This window comes from Jiangella alba, assembly GCF_900106035.1.
Classification (GTDB): domain Bacteria; phylum Actinomycetota; class Actinomycetes; order Jiangellales; family Jiangellaceae; genus Jiangella; species Jiangella alba.
In genome coordinates this window covers 2,170,206-2,186,471 of sequence record NZ_FNUC01000004.1, presented here as the reverse complement: position 1 = coordinate 2,186,471, position 16,266 = coordinate 2,170,206, and the positions used below count along the sequence as shown (strand labels likewise).

Genomic DNA, 16,266 nt, shown 5'->3' with positions numbered 1-16,266 from the left:
CCGAGACGTTGCGTCCAGTATCCGGTCACGCCACCAGGGCGCACTCGCCGAACGCCAGGCACCCGCACTCCGCGCACGCGCTGAACACCTCGCGCCGCCGCTCCAGCGCCGCGATGCGCTCGTCGATCGCCCGGCCCCAGCACTGCGCCGCCCGGGCCCAGAACTCCGGCGTCGGAGTCCCACCCTCGGGCAGGAACTCCAGCACCCCGCCGATGTCGGCCAGGGGGATGCCGACCCGCTGCGAGGCCCGGATGAACGCCACCTGCCGCAGCATCGCCTCGTCGTAGCGCCGCTGGTTGCCCGTGGTCCGGCGGCTGCGGAGCAGGCCGTGCCGCTCGTAGTAGCGCAGCGTGGACGCCGGCACGCCGCTGCGCTCGGACAGCTCACCGATGGTCAGTTCAGGCATGCGCCCACCGTAGCTTGACCTGAACCAAGGTTTAAGTCTGAGCCTTGGGGAATGAGCATCACGAACCCCCTCACCCTCGTCATCGGCGCCACCGGCAACGTCGGCCGCCACGTCGTCCGGACGCTGGCCGGCCGCGGGCTGCCGGTCCGGGCGCTGGCCCGCGATCCCGAGCGAGCCCGCGCGACCCTGCCGGCCGGCGTCGACGTCGCCGCCGGCGACCTCACTCGGCCGGAGACGCTGGCCCCGGCGCTGGACGGCGTCGGCCGCGTGTTCCTGCTCTGGCCGTCCTTCGACCCCGACCACCTGCCGGCGGTCGCGGCGGCGCTGGCCACCGCACCACGGCACGTCGTCTACCTGTCCGCGATGAACGTCAGCGACGACCGTCCGGCGGCAGAGAACGGCATCTGGGGCGCGGTCGAGGACGCGCTGCGCCACTCCGGCGTGCGATGGACGATGCTGCGCGCCGGCGGGTTCGCCAGCAACACTCTGGACTGGGCCGCGCAGGCACACACCGGCGTGATCCGCGCACCGTACGGCAGGGCCGGGCGGTCGCTGATCCACGAGCGCGACCTCGCCGACGTCGCCGTCGTCGCGCTCACCGACCCGGACCGGCACGCCGGCGCCGTGCACCTCCTCACCGGCCCGGAGACGATCACGCAGGCAGAGCAGGCCCGGCAGATCGGCGAGGCGATCGGCCGGCCGGTGCGCTGGGACGAGCAGCCTCCGGACGAGGCGCTGGCCGAGTTGGCCGAGCGGTTCGGCGACGCGGAGTTCGCGGCGGCCGGGCTGGCGTATTGGGCGACGCTGGCCGACCAGCCGGAGCCAGTGGTGGACACCGTCGAGCAGCTCACCGGCCGCCCGGCCCGCCGGTTCCGCGACTGGGCCGCCGACCACGCCGCCGACTTCCTGCCCGCGGCCGGCGTCCGGTCGGTCGCGGACCAGTACGTCGCGCTCATGCGGGCCGGCCGCCTGTACGCGCTGGACGCTCTGATGAGCCCCGATCTCGTGCGGGTCGCGCCGATGGAGACCGGTGGCGAACCGGTCGAACGGCGCGGCATGGCGGAGGTCGTCGAGAACGCCGACCGGCTGCTCGCCGACGTCGAGATCCATGCCGTCGACGTCGACGGGCCGTTCCTGGCCACCGGCCGGTTCGCCGTCCGCTTCCGGTTCGACCAGACGCACACCCCGACCGGCGCCCGGACCAGCACCACGAAGCTGTCGCTCTACACCGTCGCCGACGGCCGGATCGTCCGCGAGGAGGTCTTCTACTACGACGCCCCGCAGGCGGTTCAGTAGGCGCCGGTGCTGCGCACCACGGCCCCGGCCGTGCGGCCGAGCAGCCGGACGTCCTCGCCGTAGGACCAGTTGTCGACGTAGCGCAGGTCCAGCCGCACCGTCTCGCTCCAGGTGAGGTTGGACCGGCCGCTCACCTGCCACAGCCCGGTCATGCCGGGGATCGCGGCCAGCCGGCGCCGGGCGGTGCCGTCGTACGTCGCGACCTCCTCGGGCAGCGCCGGCCGCGGCCCGACCAGCGACATGTCACCACGCAGCACGTTGATCAGCTGCGGCAGCTCGTCGAGCGAGTACTTGCGCAGCAGCCGGCCGATGCGGGTGATGCGCGGGTCGTGGCGCATCTTGAACATCGGCCCGTCGCCGTCGGCGGCGTCCAGCAGCTCCGCGCGGCGCTGGTCGGCGTCGACGTACATCGTGCGGAACTTCATCATGGTGAAGTACAGGCCGTCGCGACCCACCCGCACCTGCCGGTAGAGCGCCGGGCCCGAGTCGGTGAGCTTCACCGCGAGCCCGATCGTCAGCAGCAGCGGCGCGAGCAGCAGCAGCATCAGCGCCGCCAGCACGCGGTCGGTGGCGACCTTCGCGACCAGCCGCAGCCCGGTCGGGCGGACCTGCTTGACGTGCAGCAGCACGCTCGAGCCCATGCTGCCCAGGCCCATCCGGTGCTCGGCGACGTCGGACAGGCCGAGGTCGGTGACGAGGTCGATGCCGATGTCGCCGAGCATCCAGCTCAGCGCGCGCAGGCGCTCGCCGGAGAACTCCGAGCCGGGCGTGACGCACACCGTGCGGGCCCGCACCCGCTGGGCGGCCAGCCGCACCGCGTGGACGATCTCCTCGTCGCGCAGGACGTCGTCGTGACCCGGGATGCCGCGGACGATGGTGCCGACCACCGGCACCGCGGCCGGCGGCTGGGTGCCGTCGTCCTCGACGCAGGCCGCGACCACGGACAGCGGGTGCTCGCCGTCGCGGGCGAAGCGGTCCATGGTGGCGACGATGCCGCTCGCCGGCCCGACCAGCAGCGTCCGCCGGGTCGCGCGGCCCAGCGTGCGCAGCCGGCGCAGCTTGCGCTGCACCAGCAGCCGCACCGTGATCGAGCCGCCGGCCAGGATCGCCGCGGCAGCCAGGAACGGCGTGCCCAGCAGCCGGATCGAGAGCACCGCGCCGGCCACGGCCAGGACGGCGACCACCGCGGTCAGCGCCCGCAGCACGTCGCTGTAGGTGTTCTTGACCCCGAACAGCCGGTCCGCGCGGCCCGTCTTCACCGTCAGCACCAGCGGCCACGCGACCGCCATGGCCGCGAGCGCGGCCGCGGCGTCCGGACGTGACCACGAGAGCAGCACGGCGACGACGGCCGCGACGGCTCCGGTCAGCAGGTCACCGGCCGCGGTGACGCGGCGGTAGCGAAAAGGACGGGTCGCCGACGGCGTCTGCGGACCGCGTCCGTCGAATTCGGACGTAGCTCTCCGCGAACGTGTGCGCGCACCAGCCGACGACAGATCGACCGTAGCCATGGCCCCCCCAAGGCTCCGATACCCCCCGCCGGCCCATCATCAAGCCGACGAAACTGGGACGGACTATACGCGCAAGGGCCGAAGGGGACCAGTCGAATGCGTCGATTTCGGACGAGTGGTCCGGGTCGGCTCAGCCGTTGTAGTGGTTCTGCGCGTAGGTCAGGCCGTCGACGACCACCGCTTCGGCGGCGTCGGCCGCGCGGTCGACCTCGAGGTCGATCTCACGCTTCTCAACAGTGGAGAACGGCTTGAGGACGAATGCGGCGGGGTCCATGCGCCCGGGCGGCCGGCCGATGCCGAACCGCAGGCGGCAGTAGTCGCCGGTGCCGATGCGGGCGCGCACGGAGCGCAGCCCGTTGTGACCGTTGTCACCCCCGCCGAGCTTCAGCCGCACCGTGCCGAACGGGAGGTCCAGTTCGTCGTGCACGACCAGCAGGCGGTCGGGGGTGATCTTGTAGAAGTCGGCCAGCAGCGCCACCGGCCCGCCGGACTCGTTCATGTACGTGTGCGGCTTGGCCAGCACGGCGCGCGAGCCGGGCAGGTCGCCGAGACGCACCTCGGCGACGTCGGCCCGGAACTTGCGCTGCGACTTCAGCGGCGCGCCGGCCCGCTCGGCGAGCAGGTCGACCACCATGGCCCCGGCGTTGTGCCGGGTGCCGGCATACGTCGGGCCGGGGTTGCCCAGCCCGACGACCAACCACGCGTCGGACATCGGCAGGCTCCCCGGCCCGGCGGACGTGAACTCAGGACTCGTCGGCAGGCGCCTCGGCCGGAGCCTCCTCGGCGGCGGCCTCGGTGGCCTCACCCTCGGCGGCCTCGCCCTCCTCGGTCTCGCCCTCGAGCTGCTCGGCGGTCGGGGCGGCGGTGACGTTGACGACCAGCTGGTCGGGGTCGCCGGCCAGCGACGAGCCGCGCGCCAGCACGAGGTCCTTGGCCAGGATCTGGGTGCCCTCGGTGAGGCCCTCGACGGAGACCTCGATGCCCTCGGGCAGGTGGGTGGCCTCGGCCTCGATGGAGACGGTCGGCTGGTCGAGGTTGACCAGCGTGCCCGGCGCGGCGTCGCCCGTGACGTGCACCGCCACCTCGACGGTGACCTTCTCGCCGCGCTTGACCAGCAGGAGGTCGACGTGCTCGATGAAGCCCTTGAGGGGGTCGCGCTGGACGTGCTTCGGCAGCGCCAGCTCGCTGCCCCGGCCCTCGATGTCGAGGGTGAGCAGCACGTTGGCGGTCTTCAGCGCGAGCATGGTGTCGTGGCCCGGCAGCGCCAGGTGGACGGGGTCGGTCCCGTGACCGTAGAGGACCGCGGGAACCTTGGAGGCGCGGCGGAGTCGGCGCGCGGCGCCCTTGCCGAACTCGGTACGCAGCTCGGCGGCGATCTTGACGTCGGACACGGTGAGGACTCCTCGCGAATGCACGGTGGGCGGTCAGCGGCACGTCGGGCTCGGGCAAGGGCGCGCACCGACTGCGCACCGCGTCGATCACGGTGGCAGCAGAAACTGCACCCTCGCCGAGGCAACCCTCGAAGTCTAGCCCCGGAGCAGCCCCGATGTGAAACCGGCCCCGAACCTCCCCGGGCGGCTACGCGTTGCCGTTGAAGAGGCTGGTGACCGAACCCTCTTCGAACACCTCGTGAATCGCCCGGGCGATCAGCGGCGCGATGGACAGCACCGTCAGCTTGTCGAACCGGCGCTCCTGCGGGATCGGCAGCGTGTTGGTGACGATGACTTCCTTGATGCCGACCGAGTTCTTGAGCCGATCGACCGCCGGGCCGGACAGGACGGCGTGCGTGGCGGCGACGAGGACGCCCTCGGCGCCCGCCTCCATCAGCGCCTCGGCGGCCTGGGAGATGGTGCCGGCGGTGTCGATCATGTCGTCGACCAGCAAGCAGGTGCGGCCCTCGACGTCGCCGACGACCTCGTGCACCTTCACCTCGTTGGCGACCTCGGGGTTGCGCCGCTTGTGGATGATCGCCAGCGGCGTGCCCAGGCGGTCGGCCCAGACGTCGGCCACCCGCACCCGGCCGGCGTCGGGCGACACCACGGTCATGTTCTCGGGCGCGTAGTTCTCCTGCACGTGGCCGGCCAGGATCGGCAGCGCCCACAGGTGGTCGACCGGGCCGTCGAAGAAGCCCTGGATCTGCGCGGTGTGCAGGTCGACGGCCATCAGGCGGTCGGCGCCGGCGGTCTTGAACATGTCGGCGACCAGGCGGGCGGAGATGGGCTCGCGGCCGCGGTGCTTCTTGTCCTGCCGGGCGTACCCGTAGAACGGCATGACCACGGTGATCTGCTTGGCCGACGCCCGCTTGAGCGCGTCGACCATGATCAGCTGCTCCATGATCCACTCGTTGATCGGAGCGGTGTGGCTCTGGATGACGAACGCGTCGCTGCCGCGCACGCTCTCTTCGAACCGTACGTAGATCTCGCCGTTGGCGAAGTTGAAGGTCTTGCTCGGCACCAGGCGGACGCCCAGGTGCTCGGCGACCTCCTCGTTCAGCTCGGGGTGCGCGCGGCCCCCGAACAGCATGAGCGTCTTGGTGCCGGTGGCGCGGATCCCCGTCACGGCTCGTCCCCCTCGTTCGTCCCCGTGGTGTCACCGGCCGCGGCCTCGGCCGCGGCGGCGGTCTTGGTGCCGGGACGCTTGCGCGCCACCCAGCCCGCGATGTTGCGCTGCCGGCCGCGCGCGACGGCCAGCTCGCCCGGCTCCGTCGCCGACACGACCGTCGACCCGGCCGCGACGTAGCTGCCGTCGGCCAGCTCGACCGGCGCGACGAGCACGGAGTCGCTGCCGACGAACACGTGCTTGCCGACCGTGGTCGGGTGCTTCGCGACGCCGTCGTAGTTGGCGAAGATCGTGCCGGCGCCGATGTTCGCGCCCTCGCCGATGGTGGCGTCGCCGACGTAGGTCAGGTGCGGGACCTTGGCGCCGGGGCCGACCGTCGACTTCTTGATCTCGACGTACGCGCCCGCCTTCGCCTTCGCCTCCAGCACGGCACCCGGGCGCAGGTAGGTGAACGGGCCCACAGCGGCGTCGGCGCCGATCTGCGCGCCGTGGGCGTGCACCCGCACGACGCTGGCGCCCGGCCCGACGACGGTGTCGATGAGCGTGGAGTCGGGGCCGACCTCGGCGCCGGCGGCGATCTCGGTGCGCCCGCGCAACTGCACGCCCGGCCGCAGCACGACGTCGCGCTCGAGCGTGACGGTGACGTCGATGAACGTGGTGGCGGGGTCGATCATGGTGACGCCGGAGCGCATCCACTTCTCGGTGACGCGGCGGTTGAACTCGCGGTTCATGGCGGCCAGCTGGACGCGGTCGTTGACGCCCTCGGTCTGCCAGGCGTCGCCGGTGACGACGGCACCGACGCGGCGGCCGTCCTGGCGCGCCAGCCCGAGCACGTCGGTGAGGTACAGCTCGCCCTGCGCGTTCTGCGTGGTGATGCGGCCCAGCCCGGCGCGCAGCACGGCGGCGTCGAAGACGTAGATGCCGGAGTTGATCTCAGTGATCGCCAGCGTCGCCTCGTCGGCGTCCTTGTGCTCGACGATGGCGCGCACCCCGCCGTCGGCCTCGCGCACGATGCGGCCGTACCCGGTGGGGTCGGCGACGTGCGCGGTGAGCACGGTGGCCGCGTTGCCGTCGGCCACGTGCTGCTCGACCAGCTCGTGCAGGGTGTCGCCGGTCAGCAGCGGCACGTCGCCGTACGTCACCACCACGACGCCGTCGAGCTCGGGCAGCGTCTCGAGCGCGACGCCGACGGCGTGGCCGGTGCCGAGCTGCTGCTCCTGGACGGCGGTGGTGACGCCCGGCGCGGCCTCGGCCAGATGCGCGGCGACGAGATCACGGCCGTGCCCGATGACCACGCTCAGGTGGTCGGGCTTCAGCTCCTGCGCAGCGGCGACGGCATGCCCGACGAGGCTGCGGCCGGCCACTTCGTGCAGGACCTTCGGGGTGGACGACTTCATCCGCGTGCCCTCGCCAGCGGCGAGAACGACGACGGCTGCCGGGCGCGTAGTCACGCGTTCGTGCTCCTCGGCTTCGGTGGCGGGCTCGGTTCCGAGGGTACCTGTCCGGTGTCGCCGACGAGAACTCGATCAATGACCCGATTCGGGATTCGAACCACGCTCCGCCGCCAGGACTCGAACCTGGACCGAACACCTTCAAAGGGTGCCGTGCTAACCGATTACACTACGGCGGAAAAATGGCGCCCGGCTGTCACATCGCCGCCCGCACCCCACTACGGTATCGCCTCGATCGCACCGCTCCGGCCACCGCCGACCACCAGCCGTTCATGATCCGGTACTCCGGCGCACCCTTCGACACCCGCACGACCAAGCAGCCCCGGTAGCCCTCGTTGACGTTCTTGCGCACCGTCTTGGGGTTGTGCTTCTTGAGCGTGGCTCGGGCGAACCGTTCGCTCGACACTCCCACAACGTCGGCCCAGTACGCCGTAGCTGCCGCCACGTCAGCGGACTCGTGGATCGACAACCGGAACCGCAGCCGCTTCGGGTCGACCCCGAGCACCGCCAGCCACTCCAGGTGGAGGCGGATCATGTCCGGATCGCTGTTGATGAAGCTCAGATCCTCGACGGGATTCCACGGCTTGGACTTGGCGCCCTCGGCCCAGTAGGCCACGGCGCCGGCGATCAGCAGTTCACGGTCGGTCAACTCGCCGAATGTCGATGCGATGGTGCGGGTGATCCGCTCGCGCTCGGCGGCGGTTTGAGCCTTCCTGTGTCGCCATCCGGCCCGCGAGGCCTCCGCACGCGCCTCTGCGCGATCTTCGGTCAGGGTCCACGGGATGTCCTTGGTGACCAGCCAGGCCGTGCTCCTGGCCAGACCCAGTTCCGCGGCGATCTCGGGCACCGACCGGCCGTCAGTACGCAACGCACGCGCCCGCCCCCGCAGTACGTCCGTCACCCGGGGCCGCGCCCGCCCCTTCCCGTAAACGCCGAGAATGCGACTGATGGTGCTGGCGCCGATGCCCAGCTCGGATTTGATCTCGACGTAGGTCTTTCCATCGGCGCGCATGGCGTGCACGCGCGCGGCCAGTTCGGTGTCGTCCACGAGGCGTTCGATCGTCATGGCTATAGCTTTACATTGCTACCGATAGTCATCAAGTCGTCCGGTCGCCACCCTGTGGATAACCCATCTCGCGCCCACCAGGGCGAAGCAGGACACATCGGAAGATCCGGGCTATACGACCTACGGCAACGTAGGTTACGGTGCCGTAAGGAAGGTTCCCCTTACACAGGAGACCCCCATGGCTTCCACGGACACGGCGAACAGCCAGCAGTCCCCACCGGCGCCGAGCGAGCTTCCTCGCGGCACGCTGTCGGGCGATACGCAGACGCTCGGCGAACGCATCACGATCGGCGTCTTCATCGCCGTCCCGTTCGTCGCGCTCGTGGCCGCCATCCCCGTCGCGTGGATGGGTGGCTACCTGAGCTGGCTCGACGTCGTGCTCGCGGTGGCCTTCTACGCGTTCACCGGCCACGGGGTCACCGTCGGCTTCCACCGGCACTTCACGCACCGTGCCTTCAAGGCGAACCGCGCGGTGAAGAACACGCTGGCCGTCGCCGGCAGCATGGCCGTCGAGGGGCCGGTCATCCGCTGGGTGGCCGACCACCGCCGGCACCACAAGTTCGCCGACAAGGAGGGCGACCCGCACTCCCCGTGGCGCTACGGCGAGACCGTCCCGGCGCTGATCAAGGGCATGTGGTTCGCGCACATGGGCTGGCTGTTCGACGTCGAGCAGACCGACGCGCGCAAGTTCGCGCCGGACCTCATCAAGGACGACGACATCCGCCGCATCAGCAAGCTGTTCCCGCTGTGGGTCGCGCTGTCGCTGCTGCTGCCGCCGATCATCGGCGGGCTGGCGACGTGGTCGTGGCACGGCGCGCTGACGGCGTTCTTCTGGGCCACGCTGGTCCGCATCGGCCTGCTGCACCACGTCACGTGGTCGATCAACTCGATCTGCCACGCCATCGGCGAGCGGCCGTTCGAGAGCCGCGACAAGTCGGGCAACGTGTGGTGGCTGGCGTTCCTGTCGATGGGCGAGTCGTGGCACAACCTGCACCACGCCGACCCGACCTGCGCGCGGCACGGCGTGCTCAAGGGCCAGATCGACTCCAGCGCCCGCGTCATCTGGGCCCTGGAGAAGGCCGGCTGGGTGTGGGACGTGCGCTGGCCGAGCCCGGAACGCATCCAGTCCAAGCGCGTCGACGACTACGGCGGCGAAGCCAACCTCATCGCGGAGTGAGCTTCTGCCCCGGCACGGGAGCATGATGGGTCGCGTGACCGACGACGTCGCGACGAGGCCACGCGCCACGCCCAGCAGAGTCCGCATGACCGGCAAGCAGCGCCGCGAGCAGCTGCTCGACGTGGGCCGCGCGCTGTTCGCGGAGCGCGGCTACGACGGCACGTCCATCGAGGAGATCGCGGCCCGGGCCGGCGTCTCCAAGCCGGTGGTCTACGAGCACTTCGGCGGCAAGGAAGGGCTGTACGCCGTCGTCGTCGACCGCGAGATGGAGCAGCTGCTCGACCGCATCACGACGGCGCTCGCGACGCCCGCGCACCCGCGGGTCATCCTCGAGCGGGCCGCGCTGGCGCTGCTCGACTACATCGAGATGTCCACCGACGGCTTCCGCATCCTGGTCCGCGACTCCCCGGTCGCGCACTCGACCGGCGGGTTCGCCAGCCTCATCTCCGACGCCGCCAGCCAGGTCGAGCACATCCTGGCAGCGCAGTTCAAGGCGCGCGGCATCGCCACGAAGCACGCACCCATGTACGCGCAGATGCTGGTCGGCATGGTCGCGCTGACCGGCCAGTGGTGGCTGGAGGTGCGTTCGCCGAAGAAGGCCGACGTCGCCGCGCACCTGGTCAACCTCGCCTGGAACGGGCTGTCCGGGCTGGAGCACAAGCCCCGCCTCACCGACGGCTGACGCTCACAGGCAGATCTGGATCCCCAGCACGTCGAGGCAGATCAGCGAGCCGCCACCGTCGCCCTCGTCCGGCGGCGGGGTGGACGGCTTCGGCGTCGCCGGCGGCTTCGGCGGCTCCTGGGTCGGCGTCGGTTTCGGCTCGGGCGGCTTCGGCGGGGTGGTCGGCTGCACCGACGGCGTCGAGGTCGGGGTCGGTTCGTGGCTCGGCGGCTGGGAGGTGGACGACGGCGACGGCTGCGGCTCGTGCGTCTCACCCTCCGGCGGCGACGGCGGCCGGTCGGTGTCGGTGTCGCCGTCGGGGCCGCCGGGGCCGTCGTCCGGCGTGGTCCCCGCAGGCACCTCGTCGTCGCCGTCGCCGCCCGCCGGCACGTCGGTGCTCCCGCCGGTCGACGGGGCGGAACCGAGGTCCGGCGGCGGGCCGGCCGCGTCGGGCCGGCCCGCCGTCGGCTGGGGTGCCGGGGTGGCCGACGCCGGAGGTGCTGCCGGTGGCGTCGGTGTGCCCGTGGACTCGCCCGAGCCGCGGAGCTCCGGATTCTGCCCCTCCGAGATATCCGGTGTCCGGTTGCGCCCGAAGATCGCCGGCTCGCCCTGGCCCGCCACGACGGCGACGACCGGGACGGTGAGCGCGGCGAGCGCCACGAACCGCAGGGTGTGCCGACGGACGTGGCGCAGCGCCTGGGCGGCGCCGCTGGGCGCTCGTTTGTGTCCCCCCACGAGGACCAAAAGTAGCGCCTGGCGATCACTCTGCGTGGCGATTTGCCGGAACTCGTGCCGATGCGGCGCCGTTTGGGGTGGTCGGCATCACTGTGCGTGGCTTCGCAGCGGCTCACCGACGTCGTGCATGTGCCGCAGCGCGATGCGGTACGACTCGATCAGCGTGGTCTCGGCGTACGGCACGCCCAGCGCCGCGCAGTGCTGCCGGACGATCGGCTTGGCCTTGCGCAGGTTCGGTGTCGGCATGTTCGGGAACAGGTGGTGCTCGATCTGGTGGTTGAGGCCGCCCAGCGCGACGTCCATGAGCGGTCCGCCGCTGACATTGCGCGAGGTGAGCACCTGCTTGCGCAGGTAGTCGAGCTCGTCCTCGGCGGTGAGCGTCGGCATGCCCTTGTGGTTCGGCGCGAACGTGCAGCCGAGGTAGATGCCGAACAGCGCCTGGTGCAGGACGATGAACGCGACGGCCTTGCCGGGCGGCAGCACGGCGAGGACCAGCGCGAGGTAGCCGGCGAAGTGGGCGAGCAGCAGGCCCAGTTCCAGGCGTCGCCGCTTCAGCCGCGGGTCGAGGGTGGCCCTGACACTGGCGACGTGCAGGTTGAAGCCCTCCAGCGTGAGCAGCGGGAAGAACAGGAACGCCTGGCGCGCGGCGATGACGCGGGTCAGCCCGCCGGCCTTGCTCGCCTGCCGCTCGGACCAGACCAGGAGCTCCGGCGACACGTCGGGGTCGAGCTCTTCGTGGTTCGGGTTGGCGTGGTGCCGGGTGTGCTTGTCCTGCCACCAGCCGTAGCTCATGCCGATGCCGAGGTTGCCGGCGATGCGGCCGGCGATCTCGCTGGGCTTGCGGCGGCGAAACACCTGCCGGTGCGCGAGGTCGTGGGCGACGAGCGCGACCTGCGCGAACACGACGGCCAGCACGGCGGCCAGCGCCAGCGTCCACCACGAGTCGCCGACGGCGGCGAAGACGCTCCACGCCGCCGCGTAGCCCACGACGACGAGCCCGATGCGGACCGCGTAGTAGCCGGGCCGGCGGTCCAGCAGCCCCGCCTCGTTGATCTTCCGGGCGAGCCGCGCGTAGTCGCTGCCGGGCCGCGGAGCAGCGGGGACGTCGGTCTGAGAGGTCATGCTCCGATCCTCGGAGCTGCCACCCGTCCGGTGACATCCCGCCACCACCCGTCCGGTGACATCCCGCCACCACCCGTCCGGCCCTGGGGACAGCCCTACCCTCGGTGGCCGACGGCGAAGATGCGCCGGTAGGGCAGCACGGTCCCGTGCCGGCCGGGCGGGTAGGCGGCGCGCAGCAGGTCGCGGTACTCGGCGACGAACACGTCCCGCTCGGCGCCGGACAGCGCGGTGAGGTACGGACGCAGCCCCGTCCCGCTCATCCACTCCAGCACGGCGTCGTCGCCCGGCAGCAGCTGGACGTACGTGGTCTCCCAGACGTCGGCGGCGAACCCGAGGTCGAGCAGCGCGTCGAGGTATGTCGCGGGCTCGTGCGCGGACGGCCGCTCGAGGTCGTGCAGCATCGGCCACCGGTCTCCGGCGGCCAGTTCGCGCAGCAGAACGTGCGCGGGCTCGGCGAAGTTGCCGGGGATCTGGAAGGCGAGCCAGCCGCCGTCGGCGACGTGCCCGGCCAGCCGGGGCAGCAGGTCGAGGTGCCCGGGCACCCACTGCAGCGTCGCGTTGCTGATCAGCACGTCGACGGGGCGTTCCGGCGCCCAGTCGCGCAGGTCGGCGTGGAGGAACTCGACCCCGGCGGGCGGGTCGGCGGGGGTCGCGGCGATCATCTCCGCGGACGAGTCGACGCCGACGACGTGCGCCCCCGGCCAGTGCCGAGCGAGGTCGGCGGTGAGCGTGCCCGGCCCGCAGCCGAGGTCCGCGACCTCCGTCACGTCCGTGGCCCGCACCTGCGCCAGCAGGTCGGCGAACGGCCGCGCCCGCTGCGCGGCGAAGGTCAGGTAGCGGTCCGGATCCCACATCGCTCCACCTCTCATCATCTTGAGACCAAGATAAATCAGACCACTCTCTCGACGTCAAGAAACTTGGCGGAGGCCGTAGAGTCGGACCATGGCGCAGGACGAGGTCGACCGGCTGACCGAGGCGTGGCGGCACGAGCGGCCCGACCTCGACGTCAGCCCCATGGAGGTGCTGTCCCGCGTCAGCCGGCTGGCCCGGCATCTCGACCGCGAGCGGCGGGCCGCGTTCGCCGAGCACGGGCTGGAACCGTGGGAGTTCGACGTGCTCGCCGCGCTGCGCAAGACCGGCGAGCCGTACGAGCTGTCGCCGGGCGTGCTGCTCGGCCAGACGCTGGTCACCAGCGGCACCATGACGGCACGCGTCGACAAGCTGACCGCCCGCGGACTGGTCAGTAGGCGCCGCGACGAGTACGACCGCCGGGCCGTCCGGGTCCGGCTCACCGAGTTCGGCAAGACGTCCGTCGACGCCGCGCTGGAGGGGCTGCTGGCGAACGAGCGGCGGCTGCTGGCCGGGCTCGGCGCCGACGAACGCGACCAGCTCTCCGGCCTGCTGCGGACCCTCGTCCTGCCGTTCGACGACGCACCGAGCTGACCGATCGCGCCGCGCAATGGTTAGTCTGACCTCGACCATGGGCCCTGTACTGCGCTCCTCCCGCAGCCGCCGCGTCTGGATCGTGCCGGTGGCGGCGCTCGTCGTGCTCGGCACCGGCGCCCTGCTGCCGGCCCACGCCGAGGCGCCGGTCGAGACGCCCGCGGGCAGCGAGACGCCCGCGCTGCCCGTCACGCCCTCGCCCACCGTCCTGGAGCCGCCGGCCGACTCTCCCGTCGACGAGGTCGTCGGCGGCGAGGAGCTGGCCGCCACCGGCGTCGCGCTGGTGTCGCCCACGGCGCCGCCGCTGCCCGTCCTCGACGCCCAGGCGTGGCTGGTCGCCGACACCGAGACCGGCGACGTGCTGGCCGCGTACAGCCCGCACGAGCGCCGTCCGCCGGCCAGCACCATCAAGCTGCTGACGGCGCTGGCCACCGACGCCGCGCTGGAGCCCGACGAGACCTACGTCGCCACCGAGGCCGACGCGTCGGTCGAGGGCAGCCGCGTCGGCATCGTCGCCGCCCAGACCTACACCGTCGACCAGCTGCTGCACGGCCTGATCCTCGCGTCCGGCAACGACGCCGCGCACGCCATCGCCGAGGCGGCCGGCGGCCAGGACGTCACCGTCGACAAGATGAACAACGAGGCTCGCCGGCTCGGCGCGTTCGACACCAAGGCCATCACGCCGCACGGTCTCGACTCCCCCGGCCAGTTGTCGTCGGCGTACGACCTCGCGCTGATCGGCCGCGAGGCCCTCGGCGACGCCACCATCGCCGAGCTGGCCGCCACACCCGTCTACGACTTCCCCGACGCCGGCGGCGCGACGTTCCAGATCCAGAACCAGAACCGCCTGCTCGGCTCCTACGAGGGCGCCATCGGACTGAAGACCGGCTACACCACGCTCGCCGGCCACACCTTCGTCGGCGCGGTCGAGCGCGACGGCCGCACGCTCATCGTCACGGTCCTCGGCGCCGAGGGCCGGGCCGAGGACGCCGCCGCCGCGCTGTTCGACTGGGCCTACGCCACGCCCGACACCCCGGCCGTCGGCCACCTCGTCGCGCCCGACGAGGTCGAGGCCATGGTCACCGAGGCGGCCGACGACGGCGACATCCTCGGCCGCAACCCGCTCCAGGACTACGGCGACGCCCTGAGCAGCCCCGGCGGCAGCTCCGACGACGTGCCTCCGGTGGTCTGGCTCAGCCTCGCCGCCGCGGCGCTCGCCGGTGGCCTCGGCTTCGCGCTGCGGCGCCGCCGCCCGAAGTCGTCCGGCCGCTACTCGTCGCGCTGACGGCGCAACGCGGAGCGCACCGTGCGGGCGGCGCGGGCCGCCGTCAGCACGAGCGCCACGCCCACCGCACCGAGCACGGCGCCCGCGGCGACCTCCGTCGCCCGGACCTGGCCCGGCGACAGCACGTCGACCGGAGCGGCGGCCACCTGCTGAGCCGGCGCCGCCTGCGCGCGCTCGTCCTCCTCGAGCTCGTCGATGGCGCTCTCGGCCGTCAGCGCCGCCGCGACCATGAGCAGGCGGGTCACCAGGTAGATCCAGGCCAGCAGGGCCAGCGGCGCGGCGAACGCCGCGTACGAGCTCTGCGTCGCCGTTCCGACGACGTACTGGACGAGGAACTGCTTGAGGATCTCGAAGACGACGGCGCTGAGCAGCGACACGACCGCGAGGTTGCGCACCGGGACCACGATGCGCGGCAGGCCGGACAGCATGTAGGCGAACAGCGCCATGCTGCCGCCCACCGAGACCAGGCCGGTGACCAGCCGGAGCATCCAGCCGCTGCCGAACCCGAGCCAGTCGAGCACCTCGCCGGCGTAGGAGACGAGGACGACGCTGGCGCCGGACGACACCAGGATCAGCACGCCGAGCCCGGCCAGCGACACGATGTCGAGGCCCTTGCGCACGACGATGTTGCCGGGCTGGTCGTCCAGCCCCCACATGGAGCGGACCGCCGCCCGGACCGAGTCGACCCAGCCGAGTCCGGTGAACAGCAGCACCGCGGCGCCGATCACCCCGACCGTCCCGGCGTTGCGGTGGAACGTCGCGACGTCGATCTTCAGGCCTGGGAGGTTGTCGTCGACGATCTCCTGCACCGTCTCGACGCCGGACGGCCCGGCGATGGCGCTGACGATCGCGGCGGCCAGCACCAGCAGCGGGAACAGCGAGACGAACCCGTAGAAACTGGACGCTCCGGCCAGCCGGTTCCCGCGCAGGTCGCCGTAGCGCTTCCAGGCGCGAAGCGGCAGCGTCCGCTGCAGCCGTTCCCAGATGGCGCGGAGCCGGGGGATCACACGCGCGCTGCCTCTCCCGTCAGGACGAAGTCCCGTTCGCGCCGCCAGTAGCCGTCGTCGCCGTGCTCGTAGAGGCTGAACGCCGCGACGTCGAAGCCGGCGTCGTAGCCGGCGAGGGTGTCGAAGGCGTTGTCCATCGCCTCCTCGGACACGTGGTGGGCGACGGTGACGTGCGGGTGGTACGGGAACGACAGCTCGATGTCGAGCGGTCCCGTGCGGATGGCCCCGGACAGCCGCTCGCAGGCCGAGATGCCCTGCGCGAGCGCCACGAACACCACCGGCGACACCGGCAGGAACGTCGCCGTGCCGCGCAGGTGGACGCGGAACGGCGCGAACCGCGCGGCCACCTTGTCGAGGTGCTCGTACACGCCGGCGCGGTCGGCGTCGGCGATGGCCGTCGGCGGCAGCAACGTGATGTGCGCCGGGATGGCGTCGGCCAGCGGGTCGCCGAACGAGCGGCGCCAGTCCTGCAGCTCGCGGCCGTAGGGCTCAGGGATCGGGACGGCCAGGCCGATCGTCTGCCCGGCGGGCCGGGGTGCGTCTGTCACCA

Annotated in this window: 17 protein-coding genes, 1 tRNA gene and 1 pseudogene; 6 read left to right on the top strand and 13 right to left on the bottom strand. The window is 72.2% G+C overall.

The window, feature by feature from the left end; genetic code table 11:
• Positions 1 to 25: 25 nt before the first annotated feature.
• Positions 26 to 406 carry a redox-sensitive transcriptional activator SoxR gene (soxR, locus tag BLV02_RS28135; protein WP_069112549.1) on the bottom strand — a complete coding sequence of 127 codons (381 nt, stop codon included), beginning with the start codon at positions 404 to 406 and terminating at the stop codon, positions 26 to 28.
• 51 nt (positions 407 to 457) lie between these two features.
• On the opposite strand from soxR, the pseudogene BLV02_RS28130 reads away from it, so the two are divergent.
• Together BLV02_RS28130 and BLV02_RS38390 are read left to right on the top strand one after the other, a co-directional pair.
• A pseudogene (locus tag BLV02_RS28130) lies at positions 458 to 1,312 on the top strand (NAD(P)H-binding protein); the annotation flags it as partial.
• On the top strand, positions 1,313 to 1,702 hold the full coding sequence (locus BLV02_RS38390; RefSeq protein WP_342762407.1) for a nuclear transport factor 2 family protein: 390 nt from the start codon (positions 1,313 to 1,315) through the stop codon (positions 1,700 to 1,702).
• Here the strand turns inward: BLV02_RS38390 and BLV02_RS28125 are convergent.
• From BLV02_RS28125 to BLV02_RS28095, 7 genes are all read right to left on the bottom strand, one after another.
• A complete protein-coding gene (locus tag BLV02_RS28125) occupies positions 1,696 to 3,210 on the bottom strand; it encodes an exopolysaccharide biosynthesis polyprenyl glycosylphosphotransferase (protein ID WP_074946746.1) in 1,515 nt (504 codons plus the stop codon). The genes BLV02_RS38390 and BLV02_RS28125 overlap by 7 nt on opposite strands.
• A gap of 130 nt (positions 3,211 to 3,340) precedes the next feature.
• Positions 3,341 to 3,922, bottom strand: coding sequence for an aminoacyl-tRNA hydrolase (gene pth, locus BLV02_RS28120; RefSeq protein WP_069112546.1), 582 nt, complete (start codon positions 3,920 to 3,922; stop codon positions 3,341 to 3,343).
• Positions 3,923 to 3,953: 31 nt separating this feature from the next.
• Positions 3,954 to 4,601 (bottom strand): 50S ribosomal protein L25/general stress protein Ctc, encoded by a 648-nt coding sequence (locus BLV02_RS28115; protein WP_069112545.1) that lies wholly within the window; start codon positions 4,599 to 4,601, stop codon positions 3,954 to 3,956.
• A gap of 187 nt (positions 4,602 to 4,788) precedes the next feature.
• A complete protein-coding gene (locus tag BLV02_RS28110; protein WP_069112544.1) occupies positions 4,789 to 5,769 on the bottom strand; it encodes a ribose-phosphate diphosphokinase in 981 nt (326 codons plus the stop codon).
• Entirely contained in the window at positions 5,766 to 7,220 is a 1,455-nt protein-coding gene (glmU, locus tag BLV02_RS28105) for a bifunctional UDP-N-acetylglucosamine diphosphorylase/glucosamine-1-phosphate N-acetyltransferase GlmU (RefSeq protein ID WP_074946744.1), read from the bottom strand. The genes BLV02_RS28110 and glmU overlap by 4 nt, the downstream gene beginning before the upstream one ends.
• Positions 7,221 to 7,325: 105 nt before the next feature.
• Positions 7,326 to 7,399: transfer RNA gene (locus BLV02_RS28100), tRNA-Gln, on the bottom strand.
• 17 nt (positions 7,400 to 7,416) lie between these two features.
• Entirely contained in the window at positions 7,417 to 8,286 is an 870-nt protein-coding gene (locus tag BLV02_RS28095) for a helix-turn-helix domain-containing protein (protein WP_069112542.1), read from the bottom strand.
• Between the two features lie 178 nt (positions 8,287 to 8,464).
• Here BLV02_RS28095 and BLV02_RS28090 point away from each other — a divergent pair, with 178 nt between their 5' ends.
• Both BLV02_RS28090 and BLV02_RS28085 read left to right on the top strand, forming a co-directional pair.
• Positions 8,465 to 9,463, top strand: a complete 999-nt coding sequence (locus BLV02_RS28090; RefSeq protein ID WP_069112541.1) for an acyl-CoA desaturase — start codon at positions 8,465 to 8,467, stop codon at positions 9,461 to 9,463.
• Between the two features lie 25 nt (positions 9,464 to 9,488).
• The gene (locus BLV02_RS28085; protein WP_425432585.1) at positions 9,489 to 10,145 is read left to right on the top strand and encodes a TetR/AcrR family transcriptional regulator; all 657 of its coding nucleotides are present in this window, start codon (positions 9,489 to 9,491) and stop codon (positions 10,143 to 10,145) included.
• Positions 10,146 to 10,148: 3 nt separating this feature from the next.
• Here BLV02_RS28085 and BLV02_RS28080 read toward each other — a convergent pair whose 3' ends face one another.
• The 3 genes from BLV02_RS28080 to BLV02_RS28070 form a co-directional block, all read right to left on the bottom strand.
• Positions 10,149 to 10,859 (bottom strand): hypothetical protein, encoded by a 711-nt coding sequence (locus BLV02_RS28080; RefSeq protein WP_141711664.1) that lies wholly within the window; start codon positions 10,857 to 10,859, stop codon positions 10,149 to 10,151.
• An 87-nt stretch (positions 10,860 to 10,946) separates the two neighbouring features.
• Entirely contained in the window at positions 10,947 to 11,981 is a 1,035-nt protein-coding gene (locus tag BLV02_RS28075; RefSeq protein WP_069112538.1) for a fatty acid desaturase family protein, read from the bottom strand.
• A gap of 95 nt (positions 11,982 to 12,076) precedes the next feature.
• A complete protein-coding gene (locus BLV02_RS28070) occupies positions 12,077 to 12,835 on the bottom strand; it encodes a methyltransferase domain-containing protein (protein ID WP_069112537.1) in 759 nt (252 codons plus the stop codon).
• Positions 12,836 to 12,923: 88 nt separating this feature from the next.
• Here BLV02_RS28070 and BLV02_RS28065 point away from each other — a divergent pair, with 88 nt between their 5' ends.
• Both BLV02_RS28065 and BLV02_RS28060 read left to right on the top strand, forming a co-directional pair.
• Positions 12,924 to 13,424 (top strand): MarR family winged helix-turn-helix transcriptional regulator, encoded by a 501-nt coding sequence (locus tag BLV02_RS28065; RefSeq protein WP_069112536.1) that lies wholly within the window; start codon positions 12,924 to 12,926, stop codon positions 13,422 to 13,424.
• 37 nt (positions 13,425 to 13,461) lie between these two features.
• A complete protein-coding gene (locus tag BLV02_RS28060; protein WP_141711663.1) occupies positions 13,462 to 14,709 on the top strand; it encodes a D-alanyl-D-alanine carboxypeptidase family protein in 1,248 nt (415 codons plus the stop codon).
• On the opposite strand, the gene BLV02_RS28055 is transcribed toward BLV02_RS28060, so the two are convergent.
• Positions 14,694 to 15,716, bottom strand: a complete 1,023-nt coding sequence (locus BLV02_RS28055; protein ID WP_069112534.1) for a YihY/virulence factor BrkB family protein — start codon at positions 15,714 to 15,716, stop codon at positions 14,694 to 14,696. The two genes, BLV02_RS28060 and BLV02_RS28055, sit on opposite strands and share 16 nt — an antisense overlap.
• Positions 15,713 to 16,264, bottom strand: coding sequence for a 2'-5' RNA ligase family protein (locus BLV02_RS28050; protein WP_069112533.1), 552 nt, complete (start codon positions 16,262 to 16,264; stop codon positions 15,713 to 15,715). Before BLV02_RS28050 ends, BLV02_RS28055 begins: the two co-directional genes overlap by 4 nt.
• Positions 16,265 to 16,266: the final 2 nt, after the last annotated feature.